The sequence below is a fragment of the Brevibacterium sp. LAARM3_SD1 genome, from assembly GCF_057364765.1.
On record NZ_JBNFOL010000020.1, the window covers coordinates 16757 to 35080 of the forward strand.

19 protein-coding genes and 2 pseudogenes are annotated in these 18324 nt (G+C 64.6%); 14 read left to right on the plus strand and 7 right to left on the minus strand.

Annotated features, from left to right (window positions below; all coding sequences use genetic code 11):
• A complete protein-coding gene (locus AC2W7L_RS11900; protein ID WP_101547044.1) occupies window positions 1-825 on the plus strand; it encodes a bifunctional allantoicase/(S)-ureidoglycine aminohydrolase in 825 nt (274 codons plus the stop codon).
• A 108-nt stretch (window positions 826-933) separates the two neighbouring features.
• Here the strand turns inward: AC2W7L_RS11900 and AC2W7L_RS11905 are convergent, their stop codons facing one another.
• Window positions 934-2409 (minus strand): malate:quinone oxidoreductase, encoded by a 1476-nt coding sequence (locus AC2W7L_RS11905; RefSeq protein ID WP_486004631.1) that lies wholly within the window; start codon window positions 2407-2409, stop codon window positions 934-936.
• Between the two features lie 214 nt (window positions 2410-2623).
• Between AC2W7L_RS11905 and AC2W7L_RS11910 the strand changes: the two genes are divergently transcribed.
• The 4 genes and pseudogenes from AC2W7L_RS11910 to AC2W7L_RS11925 all read left to right on the plus strand — a co-directional run bounded on the left by AC2W7L_RS11910 (window position 2624) and on the right by AC2W7L_RS11925 (window position 5091).
• On the plus strand, window positions 2624-2914 hold the full coding sequence (locus AC2W7L_RS11910; RefSeq protein ID WP_486004632.1) for a hypothetical protein: 291 nt from the start codon (window positions 2624-2626) through the stop codon (window positions 2912-2914).
• 29 nt (window positions 2915-2943) lie between these two features.
• Window positions 2944-3684 carry a pyridoxal phosphate-dependent aminotransferase gene (locus tag AC2W7L_RS11915; protein WP_486004633.1) on the plus strand — a complete coding sequence of 247 codons (741 nt, stop codon included), beginning with the start codon at window positions 2944-2946 and terminating at the stop codon, window positions 3682-3684.
• Window positions 3685-3869: 185 nt separating this feature from the next.
• Window positions 3870-4480 (plus strand): annotated as a pseudogene (locus AC2W7L_RS11920) (FAD-binding oxidoreductase).
• On the plus strand, window positions 4456-5091 hold the full coding sequence (locus tag AC2W7L_RS11925; RefSeq protein WP_486004634.1) for an FAD-binding oxidoreductase: 636 nt from the start codon (window positions 4456-4458) through the stop codon (window positions 5089-5091). The pseudogene AC2W7L_RS11920 and the gene AC2W7L_RS11925 overlap by 25 nt, the downstream one beginning before the upstream one ends.
• An 18-nt stretch (window positions 5092-5109) precedes the next feature.
• On the opposite strand, the gene AC2W7L_RS11930 is transcribed toward AC2W7L_RS11925, so the two are convergent.
• Entirely contained in the window at window positions 5110-5715 is a 606-nt protein-coding gene (locus AC2W7L_RS11930; protein WP_062244985.1) for a flavin reductase family protein, read from the minus strand.
• Window positions 5716-5802: 87 nt separating this feature from the next.
• Between AC2W7L_RS11930 and AC2W7L_RS11935 the strand changes: the two genes are divergently transcribed.
• Window positions 5803-6810, plus strand: a complete 1008-nt coding sequence (locus AC2W7L_RS11935) for an isopenicillin N synthase family dioxygenase (RefSeq protein ID WP_486004635.1) — start codon at window positions 5803-5805, stop codon at window positions 6808-6810.
• A 4-nt stretch (window positions 6811-6814) separates the two neighbouring features.
• Here AC2W7L_RS11935 and mmuM read toward each other — a convergent pair whose 3' ends face one another.
• Window positions 6815-7735, minus strand: coding sequence for a homocysteine S-methyltransferase (gene mmuM / locus AC2W7L_RS11940; protein ID WP_486004636.1), 921 nt, complete (start codon window positions 7733-7735; stop codon window positions 6815-6817).
• Between the two features lie 21 nt (window positions 7736-7756).
• On the opposite strand from mmuM, the gene tgt reads away from it, so the two are divergent.
• Window positions 7757-9013, plus strand: a complete 1257-nt coding sequence (tgt, locus tag AC2W7L_RS11945; protein WP_486004637.1) for a tRNA guanosine(34) transglycosylase Tgt — start codon at window positions 7757-7759, stop codon at window positions 9011-9013.
• 229 nt (window positions 9014-9242) lie between these two features.
• Here the strand turns inward: tgt and AC2W7L_RS11950 are convergent, their stop codons facing one another.
• The 3 genes and pseudogenes from AC2W7L_RS11950 to AC2W7L_RS11960 all read right to left on the minus strand — a co-directional run.
• Window positions 9243-10004: a queuosine precursor transporter gene (locus AC2W7L_RS11950; protein WP_486004638.1), complete on the minus strand. Its 762-nt coding sequence runs from the start codon at window positions 10002-10004 to the stop codon at window positions 9243-9245.
• Window positions 9985-10611: a YbaK/EbsC family protein gene (locus AC2W7L_RS11955; protein WP_486004677.1), complete on the minus strand. Its 627-nt coding sequence runs from the start codon at window positions 10609-10611 to the stop codon at window positions 9985-9987. Before AC2W7L_RS11955 ends, AC2W7L_RS11950 begins: the two co-directional genes overlap by 20 nt.
• Window positions 10606-12566: pseudogene (locus tag AC2W7L_RS11960) on the minus strand (M3 family metallopeptidase); the annotation flags it as partial. The pseudogene AC2W7L_RS11960 and the gene AC2W7L_RS11955, both read right to left, overlap by 6 nt.
• 97 nt (window positions 12567-12663) lie before the next feature.
• On the opposite strand from AC2W7L_RS11960, the gene AC2W7L_RS11965 reads away from it, so the two are divergent.
• A complete protein-coding gene (locus AC2W7L_RS11965) occupies window positions 12664-13734 on the plus strand; it encodes an AI-2E family transporter (protein WP_486004639.1) in 1071 nt (356 codons plus the stop codon).
• Between the two features lie 17 nt (window positions 13735-13751).
• Here AC2W7L_RS11965 and AC2W7L_RS11970 read toward each other — a convergent pair whose 3' ends face one another.
• Window positions 13752-13973: a hypothetical protein gene (locus AC2W7L_RS11970; RefSeq protein WP_486004640.1), complete on the minus strand. Its 222-nt coding sequence runs from the start codon at window positions 13971-13973 to the stop codon at window positions 13752-13754.
• 58 nt (window positions 13974-14031) lie between these two features.
• Between AC2W7L_RS11970 and AC2W7L_RS11975 the strand changes: the two genes are divergently transcribed.
• The 6 genes from AC2W7L_RS11975 to AC2W7L_RS12000 all read left to right on the plus strand — a co-directional run bounded on the left by AC2W7L_RS11975 (window position 14032) and on the right by AC2W7L_RS12000 (window position 18324).
• Entirely contained in the window at window positions 14032-14370 is a 339-nt protein-coding gene (locus AC2W7L_RS11975) for a GNAT family N-acetyltransferase (protein WP_486004641.1), read from the plus strand.
• A gap of 10 nt (window positions 14371-14380) precedes the next feature.
• The gene (locus AC2W7L_RS11980) at window positions 14381-14941 is read left to right on the plus strand and encodes a GNAT family N-acetyltransferase (RefSeq protein ID WP_486004642.1); all 561 of its coding nucleotides are present in this window, start codon (window positions 14381-14383) and stop codon (window positions 14939-14941) included.
• Window positions 14942-15046: 105 nt separating this feature from the next.
• The gene (locus tag AC2W7L_RS11985; RefSeq protein WP_486004643.1) at window positions 15047-15607 is read left to right on the plus strand and encodes an HAD family hydrolase; all 561 of its coding nucleotides are present in this window, start codon (window positions 15047-15049) and stop codon (window positions 15605-15607) included.
• A complete protein-coding gene (locus AC2W7L_RS11990) occupies window positions 15597-16211 on the plus strand; it encodes a M23 family metallopeptidase (protein ID WP_486004644.1) in 615 nt (204 codons plus the stop codon). The genes AC2W7L_RS11985 and AC2W7L_RS11990 overlap by 11 nt, the downstream gene beginning before the upstream one ends.
• A 170-nt stretch (window positions 16212-16381) precedes the next feature.
• Window positions 16382-17905, plus strand: a complete 1524-nt coding sequence (gene exaC / locus AC2W7L_RS11995) for an acetaldehyde dehydrogenase ExaC (RefSeq protein WP_486004645.1) — start codon at window positions 16382-16384, stop codon at window positions 17903-17905.
• A complete protein-coding gene (locus AC2W7L_RS12000; protein WP_139469337.1) occupies window positions 17905-18324 on the plus strand; it encodes a DUF779 domain-containing protein in 420 nt (139 codons plus the stop codon). The genes exaC and AC2W7L_RS12000 overlap by 1 nt, the downstream gene beginning before the upstream one ends.

The following is an 18324-nucleotide window of genomic DNA, read 5'->3' on the forward strand; positions in this document are numbered from 1 at the left end:
ATGACGACGACCGACCCGTACACCTACTGGGCCCCGACCGGCGGCCACCCGCCGCAGTCCGATCTGCTCACCGACCGCGCGTTGGTGACCGAGGCCTACACGGTCATCCCGCGCGGAGTGATGCGCGATATCGTCACCTCGAACCTGCCCGAGTGGACCGGGACCCGGTCGTGGGTGCTGAGCAAGCCCGTGGCCGGGGGAGCGGTGACGTTCTCGCAGACGATCCTCGAAGTCGCACCCGGCGGCGGCTCGCAGGCGCCGGAACCGCAGCCCGAGGTCGAAGGGTTCCTCTTCGTCATGGCCGGAACGCTCGAGGTCACCCATGAGGGCACCGCGCATACGCTGACTCCGGGTGGGTTCGCGTTCCTGCCCGCCGGATCGACGTGGTCGGCGACGTCCACCGGCGCCGAGGCGGCCCGCTTCCACTGGGTGCGCAAACGCTACCAGCCCGTGGCGGGACTGACTCCTGAGGCGAAGTTCGGCAACGAAGCCGATGTCGAACCGTCGCCGATGCCCGGAACCGACGGACGCTGGCGCACGACCCGCCCGCTCGACCCGGACGACCTCGCCTACGACATGCACGTCAACATCGTCACCTTCGAAGCCGGAGCGGTCATCCCGTTCGCGGAGACCCACGAGATGGAGCACGGCCTCTACGTGCTCGAGGGCAAGGCCGTCTACCGTCTCAACGGCGACTGGGTCGAGGTGCAGGAGGGCGACTTCATCTCCATGCGCGCCTTCTGCCCGCAGGCCTGCTATGCCGGAGGGCCCGGACGCTTCCGCTACCTGCTGTACAAGGACGTCAACCGCCAGGTCGAGCTCTGAGCTTCTCGACGCTCCGAACTCCTGAGCGAACGTAAGAAGCGGCTGGCCGGAAAGGATTCCGGACAGCCGCTTCTCCTGTATGTCAGTCGCCTGAGTGCGTCAGTCCACTCAGATGAGCTGCAGGGTCCGCGAGGTGTACTCGGAGACCTCCTTGAGCAGCGTCTCGTCATCGACGAGGTCGCGGCCGAGCGACGGGATCATGTCCTTGAAGCGCTTCTCCCAGCCCGCGAACTCGCGCGGGAAGCAGGTCTTGAGCAGTTCGATCATGATCGGCACCGCGGTCGAGGCACCCGGTGAAGCACCGAGCAGGGTTGCCAGCGAACCGTCGGCGGACGAGATGAGTTCGGTGCCGAACTGGAGGACGCCGCCCTTCTTCGGATCCTTCTTCATCACCTGCACGCGCTGACCGGCCTGGATGAGTTCCCAGTCGGCGGGGTCGACGGAGGGGATGAAGGTCTGCAGGGCCTCGAAGCGGGCCTTCTTCGTTGCGGCGAGCTCACCGAGGAGGTACGTGACGAGGTCCGTGTTGTCCTTGGCGACATTGAGCATCGTGCCGATGTTGTTTCCGCGCACGGACAGCGGCAGATCGGTGAAGCGGCCCTTCTTGAGGAACTTCGGCGAGAAGCCGGCGTAGGGGCCGAACATCAGGTAGTCCTGGCCGTCGACGACACGGGTGTCGAGGTGCGGCACCGACATCGGGGGAGCATCCTGAGCGGCCTGGCCGTACACCTTCGCCTGGTGGCGGGCGACGAGATCCTGGTTCGCGGTGCGCAGGAAGTAGCCGGAGACCGGGAAGCCGCCGTAGCCGCGTCCCTCCGGGATGCCGGACTTCTGCAGCAGCGGCAGTGCACCGCCGCCGGCGCCGACGAAGACGAACTTCGCGCCCACCTGGTGGGTCTCGTGCGAGAGCAGATCCTTCACGGTGAGAGTCCAGCCGTCCGAGGAACGGTCGAGGTCGGTGACCTGGTGGCTGGTGCGCACGGTCGCGCCCTTGGCGGCGACGTAGCTGAGCAGCTGAGACGACAGAGAGCCGAAGTCGACGTCGGTGCCCTGCTTGATGCGCGAGATGCCGTTGACCTGCCCGGGACCGCGGCCGGAGAACATCAGCGGCAGCCATTCGGCCTGAGTGTCCGCGTCCTCGGTGTATTCCATGTCCGCGAACAGCGGATTGCGCACCATCGTCTCGTAGCGGTTCTTGATGTAGTCACGTCCCTTGTCGCCGCGTCCGTAGCTGACGTGGGCGATGGGATTGATGAAGGTCGTCGGATCGGTGATGACACCGGTGTCGACGAGGTGCGACCAGTACTGGCGCGAGTGGTGGAACTGCTGGTTGATGTTCGAGGCCTTTTCTAGGTCGATCCGACCGTTGGAGTCCTCGGGGGTGTAGTTGAGTTCGCAGAGTGCGGCGTGGCCGGTGCCGGCGTTGTTCCAGGGGTCGGAGCTCTCCGTTGCCACATAGTCGAGCTTCTCGTAGACACGGATGTCCCAATCGGGCTGAAGTTCGGTCAGCATGGCGCCCAGAGTGGCGCTCATGATGCCGCCGCCGATCAAGACGACGTCGACTTTTTCCTGCGGTGAGGGCATTTGGACTCTCATTCCTCGTCTCTGACTACATGTATTCGTCTCTCAGGGTACTCTCCGGCATCGGCCCACCTGTAACCCGGGAGGAGGGAACGAAGCGCCGCGAGAGCATTCTCACAGCGGATGGACGTCCGCCCTGCTCGCCTTTATCCGACCATTCGGACGCTTTGGCAAGACAGTCTGTGTTGCCCGCCACAAGATATGCAACTATGGGCACATGTCCAAACGTTTCCAGCTCCGTGACGCGCTCGCCGAATTCCCTCCCTACGTTCCCGGCAAGCCTCCCGTCGCATCCCCCGGCCTGACCCCGTACAAACTGTCGTCGAACGAGAACCACCTGCCGCCGCTGCCGGGTGTCGTCGAATCGGTGGCATCCGCCTCGGCGATTCCGGGGAACTACCCCGATCCCACCGCAGCCGCGCTCGTGGCCGATATCGCCTCCCACCTCGATGTCGAACCCGCCGAGGTGGTCCCGCGCCGGGCCGCTCCGAGGTCCTCACAGCGCTGACGAACATCACCCTCGAAGCGGGCACGTCCGTGGTCTATCCGTGGCCGTCGTTCGAGATGTACCCGATCCTCGCCTCGGCGCGGGGCGCGGAGAAACGCCCCGTCGCTCTGCTGGAAGACGGTCGGCACGACTTCGCCGGGCTGGCCGCGGCGATCGATGACACGACCCGCCTCGTGCTGCTGTGCTCGCCGAACAATCCGACCGGTCCGACGATCACCGATGCCGAACTCGAGGGATTGCTCGCCGAGGTGCCCGAGTCCGTCATCGTCGTCCTCGACGAGGCGTACCTCGAATTCGCCACCGAGGCCGCCGACTCCCTAGCCGCCTACCGCAAGCACTCGAACCTCGTGCTCGCCCGCACCTTCTCGAAGGCGCACGGCCTGGCAGGTCTGCGCGTGGGCTACGGCATCGCCGACGCCGAGATCGCCTCGGCGATGCGACAGGTCATCGCCCCGTTCTCCGTCACCGCCGGTGCCCAGGCCGCCGCCCGGGAATCCCTGGCACGCGTCGACGAGGTGGCCGTGCGCGCCAAGGAAGTCGCCGCGGTGCGCGACCGGTTCGCTCACGATCTGCGGGAGCTGGGTCTGTCCGTGCCCGACGCGCAGGGCAACTATGTGTGGATTGCGCTCGACCCCGAGGCGGCCGTCGCCTTCGAAGGCGAGTGCGCGAAGCAGGCCGTGGCCGTGCGTCGACTGCAGGGCGGCGTGCGCGTGAGCATCGGACCCGATGAGGCACTCGACCGTGTGCTCAAGGTCGCCGCGTCCCTGTGACGATGAGCGCGGAGACGACGGTGGGCACGGAACTGGACGGACTTGCGGCCGAACTGAGCTCGGGCGCCCTGGTCACCGATCGGGATGTCATCGACTCCTACTCGTCGGACAAAGCCCTGTTCTGTCCGGCGGGGACCGCCTCGGCGCTCGTTCGTGCTGCCGACGTCGATGATGTGGTCGCGGTGATGCGGTTCGCTACCGCGCATCGGATCCCGGTGGTTACTCAGGGTGCCAGGACGGGACTGTCGGGGGCGGCGAACGCCACGGACGGCGCGATCCTGCTCAACGTCGCGAAGCTGAATGCGATCGTCGATATCGACGAGGTCGACCAGACCTGCCGGGTCCAGCCCGGAGTCATCAACCAGGACCTCAAGACCGCGCTGGCCGAGCATGGTCTGTCGTATCCGCGGATCCGGGGTCGGTGGCGATCTCGACGATCGGCGGGAACGTCGCGACGAACGCCGGCGGCATGTGCTGTGTGAAATACGGGGTGACGCGAGACTACGTGCGCGGTCTGACCGTGGTCCTCGCCGACGGGACAGTGACCCGGTTGGGTCGGCAGACGGCGAAGGGGGTGGCCGGTCTCGACCTGGCCGGTCTGTTCGTCGGGTCCGAGGGCACTCTGGGTGTCATCGTCGAGATCACGCTCGGGCTCAAACCGCTGTTGGCGCCGCCGGTGACCGGGGTCGGGATCTTTCCCGATATGGAGTCGGCCGGGCGTACGGTGACGGAGTTCATGGCTTCCGGGGCGGCCCGTCGATGTTGGAGCTCATGGATGGGGCGACGGTCGGCATGATCAACGCGTATGGGGATTTCGGTCTGCCCGACGGGGCCGGTGCGCTGTTGTTGGTGCAGTCGGATGCTCCGGGGCAGGCCGGTGTGACCGAGCTGGAATCGTTCGAGGCGATCGCCAGGGCGCAGGGCGCCGATGAGGTGTTCTTCTCCGATGATCCGGCGGATTCGGAGATGTTGGTCGCGGCTCGTCGGGCGGTGTCTCCGGCGATGGAGAAGTACGTGTCGGGGCTTGGTGGGGGAGAGCTCATCGATGATGTGTGCGTTCCTCGGTCCCGCCTCGGCGAGTTCTTCGCCAGGTTGGACGAGATCGCGGCCCGGCATTCGGTGGAGGTGTCCACGGCCGGGCATGCCGGGGATGGGAACATGCATCCGAGTGTGCTCTTCGATGCTCACGATCCGGCGAGTGTGGCCGAGGCGAAGGAGACGTTCGCTGAGATCATGCAGCTGGGGCTCGACCTGGGTGGGACGATCACGGGTGAGCACGGCGTCGGGTATCTGAAGAAGGACTGGCTGGTGCGCGAACTCGATGCGGGTGCGCGGGCGCTGCAGACCTCGATCAAGGCGGCTGTCGATCCGTTGGGGATCCTCAACCCGGGGAAGATGCTCGGCTGAGACCTCGGGTGACCGAACTCAGCCCGGCCGACGCATGTCGAAGCGCTGATCCGAGCTGATCCCGAAGTAGGCGGTCGGTCCGCCGCCGCGCAGCACCGGATCGGCGGCGGCTGTGTCGACGATCCCGTCGGTGAGCAGGGATTCGTCGAGATGGACTCCCACCACTTCGCCCACGGTGAACCATGAGCCGGAGCTCTCCCCGTCCGCGGTGCGCAGGTCGATGATCTGGGTGACTCGGCATTCGAAGGTCGCCGGTGAGGCTGCCACGCGTGGCGCAGAGATCTCCACGGACTCGGCCTCCTCGATTCCTGCGGTGGAGAACTCGTCGACTTTCGCGGTGGTCGACGTGGCGTTCATCGCCTCGGCGAGGGTCCGAGTGACGAGGTTCCAGGTGAACTCCCCGGTCTCCCGGCAGTTGGCAACGGTGTCCTTCCACGCGTTGCTGGAGAAGCCCACGAGCGGTGGAGAGTAGTTCAGCGCATTGAAGAACGAATAGGGCGCGAGATTGCGGCGGCCCTCGGCATCGACTGTGCCGATCCAGCCGATGGGCCGCGGCGCGACGATGGCGTTGAAGGGGTCGTGCGGCAGACGGTGGCCTTCGGACGGGCGATAGAAATGAGTCACCCGACTATTCAAGCAGGTATGACGGAGTGTTGCGCACGATGACGGATCGCCGCTGCCTCGACGGCGGACGTGCCTATCGTCTGTGACATGACCATCACCCAGCTCCCCATCCTCGACCTCAGCCTGGCCGAAGACCCCGCGACCGCCGAGGCGTTCCGTGCAGACCTGCGCCGTATCACCCATGAGATCGGCTTCTTCTACCTCACCGGCCACGGAATCCCCGACGCCGACTTCACCCGCATCATCGATGTCGCCGATCGCTTCTTCGCTCTGCCCGAGGCCGAGAAGCTCGCGATCGAGAACACGAACTCTCCGCACTTCCGCGGCTACACCCGCACCGGAGGCGAACGCACCCAGGGGCGCGTCGACTGGCGGGAGCAGATCGATATCGGCCCCGAACGCGCACCCGTGGCCGAGCCGGTCAACGACTTCGACCACCTCACCGGCCCCAACCAGTACCCGGAATCGCTGCCCGAGCTGCGCGAGGCCACGGAATCCTGGCACGGGCAGCTGAGCGAGGTCGGCGCTCGTCTCCTCGAACAGTGGGCGCTGAGCCTCGGTCAGGCGGGCGATCATTTCGCGTCCGCCTTCGCCGAGGATGCCGAATCCTTCATCAAGATCGTCCGCTACCCCGAAGCCGAATCCGAGTCCGTCACCCAGGGCGTGGGCGAACACCGGGACGCCGGCACGCTCACCCTGCTCTACCCGCAGCCGGGCACCACCGGCCTGCAGGTGCTCACCGATGACGGTTGGATCGATGCGGATCCGATCGAGAACACCTTCGTCGTCAACATCGGCAAACTCCTCGAAGTCGCCACGAACGGCTACCTCAAGGCCACCGTCCACCGTGTCCTGCCGACCGGACCCGGGCAGGACCGCATCTCCATCCCGTTCTTCTTCAACCCGGCTCTGAACGCTCGTCTGCCCGAGGTCGACTTGCCCGCCGAACTCGCCGCCGATGCCCGCGGTGTGACTCAGGACGAACGCGACGCTCTGCACGCCGTGTACGGCGAGAACGCCTTCCTCTCCCGGCTGCGCTCCCACCCGAACGTCGCCGAGAAGTTCTATCCGGACCTCGTGAGCGCTCGGGCCTGAGAACTCAGGCTCGGGTCCGCTCCGTCAGTGCGGCGATGTCCTCCGGACGCACCCGACAGCAGCCGCCGATGATCCGCGCACCGAGGCGGCCCCACTCCGCCACCGGCCACGAACCGACGCCGGCTTCCGCACCGTCGCGCCAGGTCAGAGTGGCCGCATCGTAGATCTCGCCCGAGTTCGGATAGGCGATGAGCGGCAGGTCCGTGTGCCGGGACAGTTCTTTCAGAGCCGGAGTGACGAGAGATGGACGCACACAGTTGACCCCGATCGCCTGCACTCTCGCCGAGGCGGCCGCCGCCTCCGCGAACTCCGCCAAGGTGCTGCCGTCGGGCAGGGTCGGGGAGCTCGTGTCCGTGCCGGTCTGTAGAGTCACGGTCACCCAGGAAGGGAGACCGGTCTCGTCTGCCAGGTCGATGATCGCTGCGATCTCGTCGAGGCGCGGCTGGGTTTCGATGGCGAGCAGGTCCGCTCCCGCCTCGGCGAGGGTGTCGATGCGCGGACGATGGAAGGCGGTGTATTCCTCAGGACTCCGGTGATAGCTGCCCGTATATTCGGCGCCGTCGCCCAGAGCTGCGCCAAAGGGGCCGACGGAACCGGCGACGGGAACGTCTCGGCGTTCTGCGGCACTGCGTGCGACTCTCACGCTTTCCGCGATGATCCGGCTGCCTTCCGCGGTGCCGATTCCCGCCTCAGCGAACCCGAGCGGCGTCGCCTGGTAGCTCGCTGTCGTGAGTATCCGTGCTCCGGAATCAGCGAACGCGGCGTGGATTGCCTGCAGGGTGTCCGGATCACGGCGGATGAGTTCAGCCGACCACAGGGCGTGGTCGAGGTCGATGCCGCGATCCTCGGCGGCGCTGCCCAGACCGCCGTCGATGACGATGGGGGCGGTCGCCTCGGCGAATGTGAGCATCTGGGTGAATGTCATGGACTTAGTTAAGCTTGTCTGGTGACTGCAGACGAAACTTCGGCGGCATTCGAGACCGCACCCATCAACGACCGATCGAACTTCGGATTCGAGGTGGGCACCCGCATGGACACGGGCGGACGCACCGGGGTCATCCACACCCCGCACGGCGATATCCGGACCCCGGCGTTCATCCCGGTCGGGACGAAGGCCACGGTCAAAGCTGTGCGCCCCGACGAGGTCGCCGAACTCGGCGGTCAGGCGGTGCTCTCGAACGCCTACCACCTCTACCTGCAGCCGGGGTCGGACCTCATCGACGAGGCCGGCGGTCTGGGCAGGTTCATGAACTGGCCGGGACCGACCTTCACCGACTCGGGCGGATTCCAGGTGATGAGCCTGGGCTCGGGATTCAAAAAAGTCATCTCGATGGAGTCGACAGGCGAGCAGAACGACGAACTTGTCGCCGTCGGCAAGGAGCGCCTGTCGAACGTCGACGACGACGGGGTGACGTTCAAGTCGCATCTCGACGGGTCGATGCACCGCTTCACCCCGGAGATCTCGATGCGCGTGCAGCACGAACTCGGCGCAGACATCATGTTCGCCTTCGACGAGCTGACCACGCTGGTCAACACCCGCGGCTACCAGGAGGAATCCCTGGAGAGGACCCGACTGTGGGCGATCCGCTGCATCGAGGAGCACTTCCGCCTCACCGAGGAGCGTTCGCACCGGCCCTATCAGGCGCTCTTCGGGGTGCTGCAGGGTGCGCAGTACGAGGATCTGCGGCGCAAGGCCGCTCGAGACCTCGGCGCCATGGACTTCGACGGCTTCGGCATCGGCGGTGCGCTGGAGAAGGAGAACCTCGGCATCATCATCCGCTGGGTGTGCGAGGAGCTGCCGGAGAACAAGCCGCGGCACCTGCTGGGCATCTCCGAACCCGACGACCTGTTCGAAGCGATCAAGACCGGTGCGGACACCTTCGACTGCGTCTCGCCCTCCCGCGTGGCCCGCAACGCCGCGATCTATACCCGCGACGGCCGGTTCAACCTCACCGGCGCGAAGTATCGCCGCGATTTCGGTCCGCTCGATCCCGACTGCTCGTGCTATACGTGCCAGAACTATTCACGGGCGTATCTGCGGCATCTGTACAAGGCGAAGGAGATGCTCTTCTCCACCCTGTGTACGATCCACAACGAGCACTTCGTCGTCTCGCTCGTCGATGAGATCCGGCAGTCGATGATCGACGGCCGCTTCGACGAGCTCGAAACCGAGGTCCTCGGCCGCTACTACGCGAAGAAGTAGGCGCGCTTCCGGCAGCCACTGCGGTCGCCCGCCGGCCCGTACCGGTCAGTCATCGACTTCTGATCAGCACATCGAGTTCTATCCCGATGACCTGATCAGAAGTCGATGTCGGCCGGGGACAAAACTCGATCACACTCGTCGGCAATCGCTTTCCGTTCGGGGCCGGCCGTTGTGCGTCCGGTGCATCAGTTCGCGAACGCGCGCCGGTCGGCTAAGGCGTCATTGAAATCTACGCTTCAGCCGCGTCGAGTTCGTAGCTGGGTTCGTGGCGTTTGACGAGCTTGATGACCCGATAGGTCACAGGCAGGAAGATGATCTCGACCGCGACCTTGTAGACGAAGCCGACGACGATGTAGTTGAGGAAGTCGAGCCCCGGGATGACACCGGCGAAGGCGATGATGCAGAACAGCAGCGTGTCGACGAACTCGCCGACACCGGTCGACGTGAGCAGCCGCACCCACAGCTTCGATTCGCCCATGCGCTTCTTCACCGCCACGAGCACCCACGAGTTGAGCAGCTGGCCGACGAAGTAGCCGACGAGGGAAGCCGCGACGATGCGCGGGTAGAAGCCGAGCACGGCGGCGAAGGCGTCCTGGTTCTCGTAACCGGGCCCCGGAGGCGAGATGAGTACGAGCCAGAAGACGAAAGTGGCCAGGATCTGCAGGGCGAATCCGGTGATCACGGCCTTGCGAGCGGCTTTGAAGCCGTAGACCTCGCTGATCACATCGCCGAGGATGTAGGCGATGGGGAAGAGGAACGCGCCGCCGTCGGTGACGATCGGACCGAAGCCGATGACCTTCGTGGCCGAGATGTTCGAGATGATGAGCACCGTGCAGAACACGGCGAGGAAGACCGCGTAGTAGCGGCCCCGGGAGGAAGCGAAAGCTGCGAATCGTGCAGCCGAGGTGGTGGTGTGCGCCGGATCGGTGGTGCGATCCGGCTGCCCAGACTCAGACTCGGAACGCCCAGACTCAGGACTCTTCTGCGCCAACGGTGATTTCCTTTCCTCCGGTGACCGTGAGCAGCTGCTCGTACGTCAGAGGCACCATCGAATTCGGTGTCCCCGCGCCGGCCCAGAGAACAGGATAGTCCTTCAGCGACACATCGACATAGGTCGGAATCGGCCCCGGATGACCGCAGGGAGCGACCCCGCCGATGACCTGTCCCGTGGCCTCGCGGACGAGTTCCTTCGACGCCCGGTCGAGGGAGTCGACGCCGATGAGTTCGGCGACATGCGTGGTGTCGACCCGGTGAGCGCCCGAGGCCATGATGAGTACGGGTTCACCGCCGGAGGAGAAGATGAGGCTGTTCGCGATCGCTCCGACCTCGATGCCCAGGGCTTCGGCCGCCGCGGCCGCCGTCGGCGTCGAGCCGTCGAAGATCTCGATGCGCGGGTCGATCCCGGCGGCCGAGAGATCGGCGGCGACCGCCTCGTGGTTGGGATGATCCCATCTCGCCGAGGCGGCTCCGGGCTCGGTCTCGGCCGTTGCCTCCTCGTCCTCGTCGTCGACCTCGGTCACCGGTTCGGCGAGACCGCGACGGCGCAGCAGGGGAGCGACATCCGGGCGGGTGCCGAAGAAGCGTTCGATCGCTGCCATCGGGTCGACCGAATAGCCGGGGGCGAGGATGGCTTCGCGGAAGGCATCGCCGGCCTCCCGATTGAGTCCGCCTTGGTCCTCGAACCATTCGCTCACCCAGGCGGCGATGACTTCGGAGTAGAGGTAGGAGTAGTAGCCGGCGGCATACCCGGAGGCGAAGATGTGCCCGAAGTACGTCGACCGGTAGCGCGGCGGAACGAGCGGCGAGAAGCCGGCCGCGGCGAGCACCTCCGATTCGAAGGACAGGACTTCGGTGATGTGCTCCCCGGCCTCGAGCGAATGCCAGGACAGGTCGAGCATGGCAGCGGCAAGATACTCGATCGTGTCGAAGCCCTGGCCGAACTTCTCCGAGGCGATGAGCGCGTCGACGAGTTCGGCCGGCATCGGCTCACCCGTGTCGACGTGCTTGGCGAAGTGGGGGAGGACCTGCGGGTGGAAGCGCCACATTTCGTTGAGCTGGGATGGGAATTCAACGTAGTCGCGGGGGACGGCGGTGCCGGCGTCGACGGGTAGGTGGAGTTCGCGAAGAGCCCGTGGAGGACGTGGCCGAATTCGTGGAAGAACGTCGTCAGCTCGGTCGGATTGAGCAGAGTGGGCCGGCCCGGACCGGGTTTGGCGAGGTTGAGCGAGAGGGTGACGACCGGCAGCAGCCCGGTCAGCCGGGAGGCCGGAACCAACTGGTCCATCCAGGCTCCGCCGCGCTTCGTATCCCTCGAGTACGGGTCGATGAGGACGAGTCCCAGGTGACGTTCGTTGACGTCGGTGACCTCATAGACTCGGACGTCCTCGTGCCAGGCGGTGACGCCCTCGTACGGAGAGAAGGTGATTCCGTACAGTCCTGTGGCGGCTCGGAAGACACCTTCGGTGAGGACGGAGTCGAACTCGAAGTACTTGGCCACCTCGTCGGGGTCGATGCCGAATTCGTCGGCGCGGAACTTCGCAAGGTAGTACTTGACGTCTTCGGACGCGACCGTCTCGAGGCCGTAGCGCTCCTTGACCTGCGCAAGTTCCTCATCGAGTTGGGCATTCGCGGGATTGATGAGCGAGGAGACGATATCGGCAGCGGCATCGGGGTCGCCGGCCGTCTGATTGTCGATGGCGAAGGACGAGTAGGAAGGGTATCCGAGAAGATGCGCCTTCAGCGCACGCAGCGCCGTGGTGTCGGCGACCTGGGTGCGGGTGTCGCCGTCGCCGCCGCGGGATCCACGGGCCATCGAGTTGTTCAGCACATGCCGACGCGTCTGTGCTGTGCTCAGGGATTCGAGCACGCCCTGTTGGGTGAAGTTGTTCAGCGGCAGCAGGTAGCCGTCGACGCCGCGTTCGGCGGCACGATTCGCCGCTGCCGCGATCTGATCGTCGTTCATCCCGGCCAGGGAATCGGCCTCACTGAGGTGGACGGCCAACTCGCGCGTATCGAGCTGCAGCGCGCGGGAGAAGGAGTTCTCCAAAGTGGTCAGTTCGGCCGCGATCGTGGCCATCTGCTCACGTTCGTCCTCGCCGAGGCGGGCGCCCGCACGCACGAACTGATCGATGGTCAGTTCCTGCTGGCGCTTGTCCTCGGGGTTGAGGTCGGAGACCGAGACCTGCTCGATGCGGTGGAAGAGGTCGACGTTCAGCAGGATCTCGGTCTCGGTGGCCGACAGGAGCTCCCAGGTCTCAGAGATGGCGTCGGTGAGTTCGGGACGCAGATGATTCGACTCGATGGCTGCTGCCACGGAGGCGATGCGGGTCATCGGCACGGACGCGGATTCGAATCTCACGGTGGTGGAGAAGAACGTGGACTCGGCGTCGTCGGCGATGATGGCAGCCACCTCGGCGCGGGCGAAATCGGTCGCCGTGTGAACCGCGGTCAGCAGGGTCTCCGGGGTGACTGCGGCGAAGTCGGGCAGCGAATAGTCGGTCTGCGGGTCGAGGAACGCTTCCCAGACATCGATGCTGTTCGGATCTGCGCTCATTTTCTCGACGATTCACTTTCTGAAGCGGGTGGGGGTTCGCTCCGATCCTAACGTGAGTCGACCGGCCAGTGCATGATCGCTGGTTACACTGGATTCCATGGGCACTGGGCAGGGCAAGTCCCTCACACTCAACAGCGCGTTCCGGCTCGGCTTCACTGGCGCCCTGGGCGTCGGGCTGGCGATCGTGGTGATGACGGCACTGCAGTCCGTGGCGACCGTGATCATCTACATCGGTCTGGCACTGTTCCTCGCGCTCGGGCTCGAACCGATCGTGCAGTGGCTCGTCGACCGCAAGGTTCCGCGGTCGCTGTCGGTGCTCATCGTCGTCGTGGCATTCATCCTCATCGTCGTCGGCGTCGCACTGCTCATCGCGCCGGCCGTGATCAGCCAGATCCAGACGTTCGTCGCGGATCTGCCCGGGATCGTGGCGAACCTTGCCACGACCGGGTGGGTGACGGAGCTCGAAGAGCAATTCACCGGCGCGATCGACATCGATGCGGTGTTCGCCAACATCTCGGAGTGGGCCTCGGATCCGAAGAATGTGCTCTCCCTCGGCGGCGGCGTCGTGTCGATCGGGGCGGGAATCCTCAGCTTCCTCACCGGGGTGATCATCGTCGTCATCCTCACCATCTACTTCGCCGTGTCCATGCCGACGATCAAATCCGCGATGCTCTCCCTGGTCGCGGCCTCATCGCGGCCGACGGTCGAGTCCGTCACCGAGGAGGTCACCCGATCCATCGGACGCTACGTCCTCGGTCAGGTGTCCTTGGGTGTCATCAACGGCGTATGCTCGGCGATCTTCCTCACCATCATCGGCGCCCCGCTGCCGGCGCTGTTGGCGTTCGTGGCGTTCCTCGCCTCGCTCATTCCCCTGGTCGGCCCGATCACCGGGGCGATCATCATCACCGCTTCCTGCCTGATGGTCTCGCCCGGGCTGGGCATCACAGCCGGAATCTACTACCTCGTGTACATGCAGGTCGAGGCGTATCTGCTCAGCCCGCGGATCATGAACAAGGCCGTCGACGTGCCCGGCGCCCTCGTCATCATCGCCGCGATCGCCGGCGGAACCCTCGGCGGTGTGCTCGGTGCGGTGGTCGCGGTGCCGGTGGCCGCCTCGGCGCTCATCATCATCCGCAAGGTCGTCGTCCCGGCGCAGGCGAAGAAGTAGGAGCGGCTGGCCGACTGTCAGTCGTGGTCGTCGTGGTGGTCGGAACCGAGTCGGGTGACGAGGGCGTGGATGATGAGCTTGACGATGAAATAGGCGCCGAAATAGGCGACTGCCGCGAACACGAGGCTCATGAGCAGGTTCCCGTCACCGCCGAGACGGGGCAGCACGACGAAGATGGCTGCGGTGATTGCCGCGAGATACGGGATCAGTCGGAGGACGGGGGATTCGGGCTCGCTCATGGGGCTGAGTCTAGCAACGGGGTACCGAAGCATCGATGCGGAGTCTAGGGTGGAGCCCATGACTGAAGCCGACTGGAGGGCTCAGCGCGACGAGGCCGTGCCTAAGGAAGTGGAACGGCTGCTCGCGACCGTGCTGGAATGGTTCGGCAGACCAACGAAATCCATTTCACCGTCGTCGACCGTCCGTCCACGGCGGGGCGTCGGGACTGCGATGATCGAGGCCATCACCGAGGATGTGCTTGCCCGTGGGGTGAAACTGCTCGAGGTGAAGACCCTCGGACCGTCGAAGGACGATCCGAACTATGCGCGGACCCGTCACTTCTACGAGAAGATGGGCTTCCTGCCTCTGGAGGAGACCGACCTGTGGGGAGCGGACACACCCTGCCTGTCCTGGTGAAGCCTTTGGTATGACACTGCCGAATTGGCCCCGAATTCCTCCAGCCCATGGGGCGATACAGTTGCGCCCGGTCGAACGGCGTGACGTCGACATGGCACGAAAGCTGTCGACGGACCCATACGTGCCGTTGACCGGTTCGTTGCCAGGCAATGCAAGCAAAGCGGAAGCGAGTTTTTGGGTCCGACGACAGCAGGGCCGCCACGCAGAAGGCCGGGGGTTCTCATTCGCCATCGCGCGCCAAGACGATGATTATGCCGTCGGCCACTGCGGTCTGTGGCTGAAAGCTCTCGACACAGGTCGCGCGACCGCCGGCTATGCCATCGTGCCCTCCGATAGAGGCTGCGGGTACGCAACAGACGCCCTTTCAGCGCTGACAGAATTCGGTCTGTCGATTCCTGAGGTCCTGCGCATCGATCTGTATATCGAGCCCTGGAACATCCCGTCTCTTCGCACGGCCGAGCGTGGAGGATACCTCCGCGGTCAGCTGGTCGTGGGGCACCAGGCAATCGGTGGCAGACTCCGCGACATGATCGAGTATTCGACACCGATCCGGGGGCCGAGTGATGAATGACTTCTGGAGAGCCAACGTCCGGGCCGTAGTCTTCGACGTCGGTGAGACTCTTATCGACGAGACTCGAATGTGGACCGATCATGCGCACGTGCCGGAGTGACGTCGTTGAGTTTCTTCGCTGTGCTTGGGGCGCTGATCGAACGAGGAGACGATCACAGTGGGATCTGGGCTGAGCTGGGACTACGTCCACCCGCTGAACTGACTCAAACTGATCCTGTCGATCTGTATCCCGACGCAATCGACTGCATTGAGACCATTCGGGCGACGGGCATGAGAGTGGGAATCGCCGGAAATCAGCCTGCTGGACTCGCCCGACGTCTGAGTAGCATGAGGCTCACCGTAGACTTCATAGCGTCTTCGTCCGAATGGGGAGTGAAGAAGCCGTCGAGAGAGTTCTTTGCTCGGGTGATCGATGCTGCAACAGTGCCTGAAAGCGAGATTCTCTATGTCGGCGATCGACTCGACAACGACATTGCACCGGCCAACTCAATGAGCGTTCGGACAGTTTTCCTGATGAGAGGCCCATGGGCACATATTCAGCGGCATCGTCCTGAAGCAGAGCTTGCCGATCTGAGACTCGATTCACTGGAACAGCTGCGCGACATATTCGTTGACGCGGCGAAACATTCGGATGCGGAATGCGGCGACGGCGGAGATGTCAGCTGAAGCTCTCGATCTCGACTACCCCTTCACCGGTCGCTGGCTGGTCCAGAACAGCCCCGCAGATCAGGTGCCCAGCCATGGAACAACCCGATTCGCGACCTCGTACGCGATCGACTTCGTACCGGTCGATGACTCAGGCCGGTCGGCCGCCTTCGGGTTCGCCTCGCTGATTCGCCCGGAACCGCCGGAGCAGTTCATAGGTTTCGGCCGCAGCGTGCTCGCTCCTATCGCCGGCACCGTTGTTGCCATCCACGACGCAGTGACCGATCATCCTGCGTACCGTGGTCTACCTTCGCTCGGCTATGCGATGACTCAACGCAGACGAGTTGAGGCCGGATGGCTCGCGCTCGCCGGGAATCACGTCATGATCCGAACCGGTGCCATCGTAGTGGCACTCTGCCACTTCCAGCAGGGAAGCGTTCGAGTCCAGGTCGGACAGACTGTCCGGATAGGTGAGAGGCTCGGGCGATGCGGAAACTCAGGCAACAGCACTGAACCTCATCTTCATGTTCAGGCGATCAGCAGTCTTGACCTCGCCCGCGCCGACGCTGTGCCGATTCGCTTCGGCGGAGCTCTCCCGCCAAATGGTGCCATCGTCGATCCGTGAGCCTCCGTCCTAGCCTTCGGCGACCAGCCTCCGAACTCCCTCAACGGCTATTGTCCGCACCCCGGTTCCGGCTTAGGGTGAGAGGACACGGACATATCCGCTCCGCGCCTCCGACCGCCATCGGACGAGGCATGTGTTGTGGGGTGGATGGACTCACACGAAGGAGTGTCATGGCAGTCTACTCAGCACCCGGTACCGACGGTGCGCTTGTCACGTTCAAGCCCCGTTATGAGAACTACATCGGAGGAGAGTGGGTGCCGCCGAAGGACGGCAACTACTTCGAGAACATCACTCCCGTCACCGGGCAGGCTTTCACCGAGATCCCCAGCTCAACCGCTGACGATGTCGAGACCGCGCTCGATGCCGCATGGGCTGCGGCACCGGCCTGGGGCAAGACCTCGGTCGCCGAACGGTCGAACATCCTGCTCAAGATCGCCGATCGCATCGAATCCAACCTCGAAATGCTCGCCGTCGCCGAAACCTGGGACAACGGCAAGGGAATCCGCGAGCCGCTGGCCGCAGACCTGCCGCTGGCCGTCGACCACTTCCGCTACTTCGCCTCCGCCATCAGGGCGCAGGAAGGCGGCATCTCCCAGATCGACGACGACACCGTCGCCTACCACTTCCATGAGCCCCTCGGCGTGGTCGGACAGATCATTCCCTGGAACTTCCCCCTGCTCATGGCCACGTGGAAGCTCGCTCCGGCGCTCGCCGCAGGCAACTGCGTGGTGCTCAAACCGGCCGAGCAGACCCCGGCATCGATCCTCGTCCTCGCCGAACTCATCGGCGACCTGCTGCCTCCGGGCGTCCTCAACATCATCAACGGATTCGGCGTCGAAGCCGGCAAACCGCTGGCGTCGAACAAACGCATCCGCAAGATCGCGTTCACCGGCGAGACGACGACTGGCCGCCTGATCATGCAGTACGCCTCGCAGAACATCATCCCGGTCACCCTGGAACTCGGCGGCAAGTCGCCGAACATCTTCTTCGACGACGTCATGGCCGCCGACGACAGCTACCGGGACAAGGCACTTGAGGGCTTCGCGATGTTCGCTCTCAACCAGGGCGAGGTCTGCACCTGCCCGTCTCGCGCACTCGTCCAGGAGTCGATCTTCGACGACTTCGTCGCCGCCGGTGTCGAACGCGTCCGGTCGATCAAGCAGGGCAACCCGCTCGACACCGACACCCAGGTCGGCGCACAGGCCTCGAACGACCAGTTCGAGAAGATCATGTCCTATCTGAAGATCGGCAAGGATGAAGGCGCCGAGGTGCTCATCGGCGGCGACAAAGCCGAACTCGACGGTGACCTTGCCGGCGGCTTCTACATCCAGCCGACGATCTTCAAGGGCACGAACAAGATGCGCATCTTCCAGGAGGAGATCTTCGGACCCGTCGTGGCCCTGACCTCGTTCTCCGACTACGACGACGCGATCGCCACAGCCAATGACACGCTCTACGGCCTCGGTGCCGGCGTCTGGGCCCGCACTGGCAACACCGCCTACCGAGCCGGACGCGACATCCAGGCCGGTCGCGTCTGGGTGAACAACTACCACGCCTACCCGGCCCACGCCGCGTTCGGCGGATACAAGTCCTCGGGCATCGGACGTGAGAACCACAAGATGATGCTCGACCACTACCAGCAGACGAAGAACCTGCTGGTCAGCTACTCCGAAAATGCACAAGGATTCTACTGATGAGTGAAACAGCCGAAACAGCCGCTCTCGAATCGACACCGACGATCGAGGGCGAAGAGAAATCGCGAGTGGCGATGACTCAGGCCGCCATCGACCTGCTCGCCGACCTCGTCGACAAACACGGACAGCTCATGTTCCACCAGTCCGGCGGCTGCTGTGACGGCTCGTCGCCCATGTGCTTCCCCGAAGGCGACTTCCTCACCTCGGAAGCCGATGTGCTGCTCGGACACTTCGACCTGCCCATCGATGATGCCGAGAAGGCCGGACTGGACTTCTGGATGTCGACGGAGCAATTCGAGTATTGGAAGCACACGCATCTGACGATCGATGTGGTGCCGGGACGGGGGAGCGGCTTCAGCGTCGAATCACCGACGGGAAACCGCTTCATCATCCGCTCGACGCTCATGGACGTCGGCTGA

Excerpts from the sequence above, each read along its gene's own strand:
- mmuM (WP_486004636.1), bottom strand. The coding sequence starts at position 7,735 with ATGACATTCACCCAGATGCTCACATTCGCCGAGGCGACCGCCCCCATC.
- AC2W7L_RS11910 (WP_486004632.1), top strand. The coding sequence starts at position 2,624 with ATGTCCAAACGTTTCCAGCTCCGTGACGCGCTCGCCGAATTCCCTCCC.
- exaC (WP_486004645.1), top strand. The coding sequence starts at position 16,382 with ATGGCAGTCTACTCAGCACCCGGTACCGACGGTGCGCTTGTCACGTTC.
- AC2W7L_RS11900 (WP_101547044.1), top strand. The coding sequence starts at position 1 with ATGACGACGACCGACCCGTACACCTACTGGGCCCCGACCGGCGGCCAC.
- AC2W7L_RS11955 (WP_486004677.1), bottom strand. The coding sequence starts at position 10,611 with ATGGCAGCGATCGAACGCTTCTTCGGCACCCGCCCGGATGTCGCTCCC.
- AC2W7L_RS11965 (WP_486004639.1), top strand. The coding sequence starts at position 12,664 with ATGGGCACTGGGCAGGGCAAGTCCCTCACACTCAACAGCGCGTTCCGG.
- AC2W7L_RS12000 (WP_139469337.1), top strand. The coding sequence starts at position 17,905 with ATGAGTGAAACAGCCGAAACAGCCGCTCTCGAATCGACACCGACGATC.
- AC2W7L_RS11975 (WP_486004641.1), top strand. The coding sequence starts at position 14,032 with ATGACTGAAGCCGACTGGAGGGCTCAGCGCGACGAGGCCGTGCCTAAG.
- AC2W7L_RS11980 (WP_486004642.1), top strand. The coding sequence starts at position 14,381 with ATGACACTGCCGAATTGGCCCCGAATTCCTCCAGCCCATGGGGCGATA.
- AC2W7L_RS11970 (WP_486004640.1), bottom strand. The coding sequence starts at position 13,973 with ATGAGCGAGCCCGAATCCCCCGTCCTCCGACTGATCCCGTATCTCGCG.
- AC2W7L_RS11990 (WP_486004644.1), top strand. The coding sequence starts at position 15,597 with ATGTCAGCTGAAGCTCTCGATCTCGACTACCCCTTCACCGGTCGCTGG.
- AC2W7L_RS11905 (WP_486004631.1), bottom strand. The coding sequence starts at position 2,409 with ATGCCCTCACCGCAGGAAAAAGTCGACGTCGTCTTGATCGGCGGCGGC.
- AC2W7L_RS11925 (WP_486004634.1), top strand. The coding sequence starts at position 4,456 with ATGGATGGGGCGACGGTCGGCATGATCAACGCGTATGGGGATTTCGGT.
- AC2W7L_RS11935 (WP_486004635.1), top strand. The coding sequence starts at position 5,803 with ATGACCATCACCCAGCTCCCCATCCTCGACCTCAGCCTGGCCGAAGAC.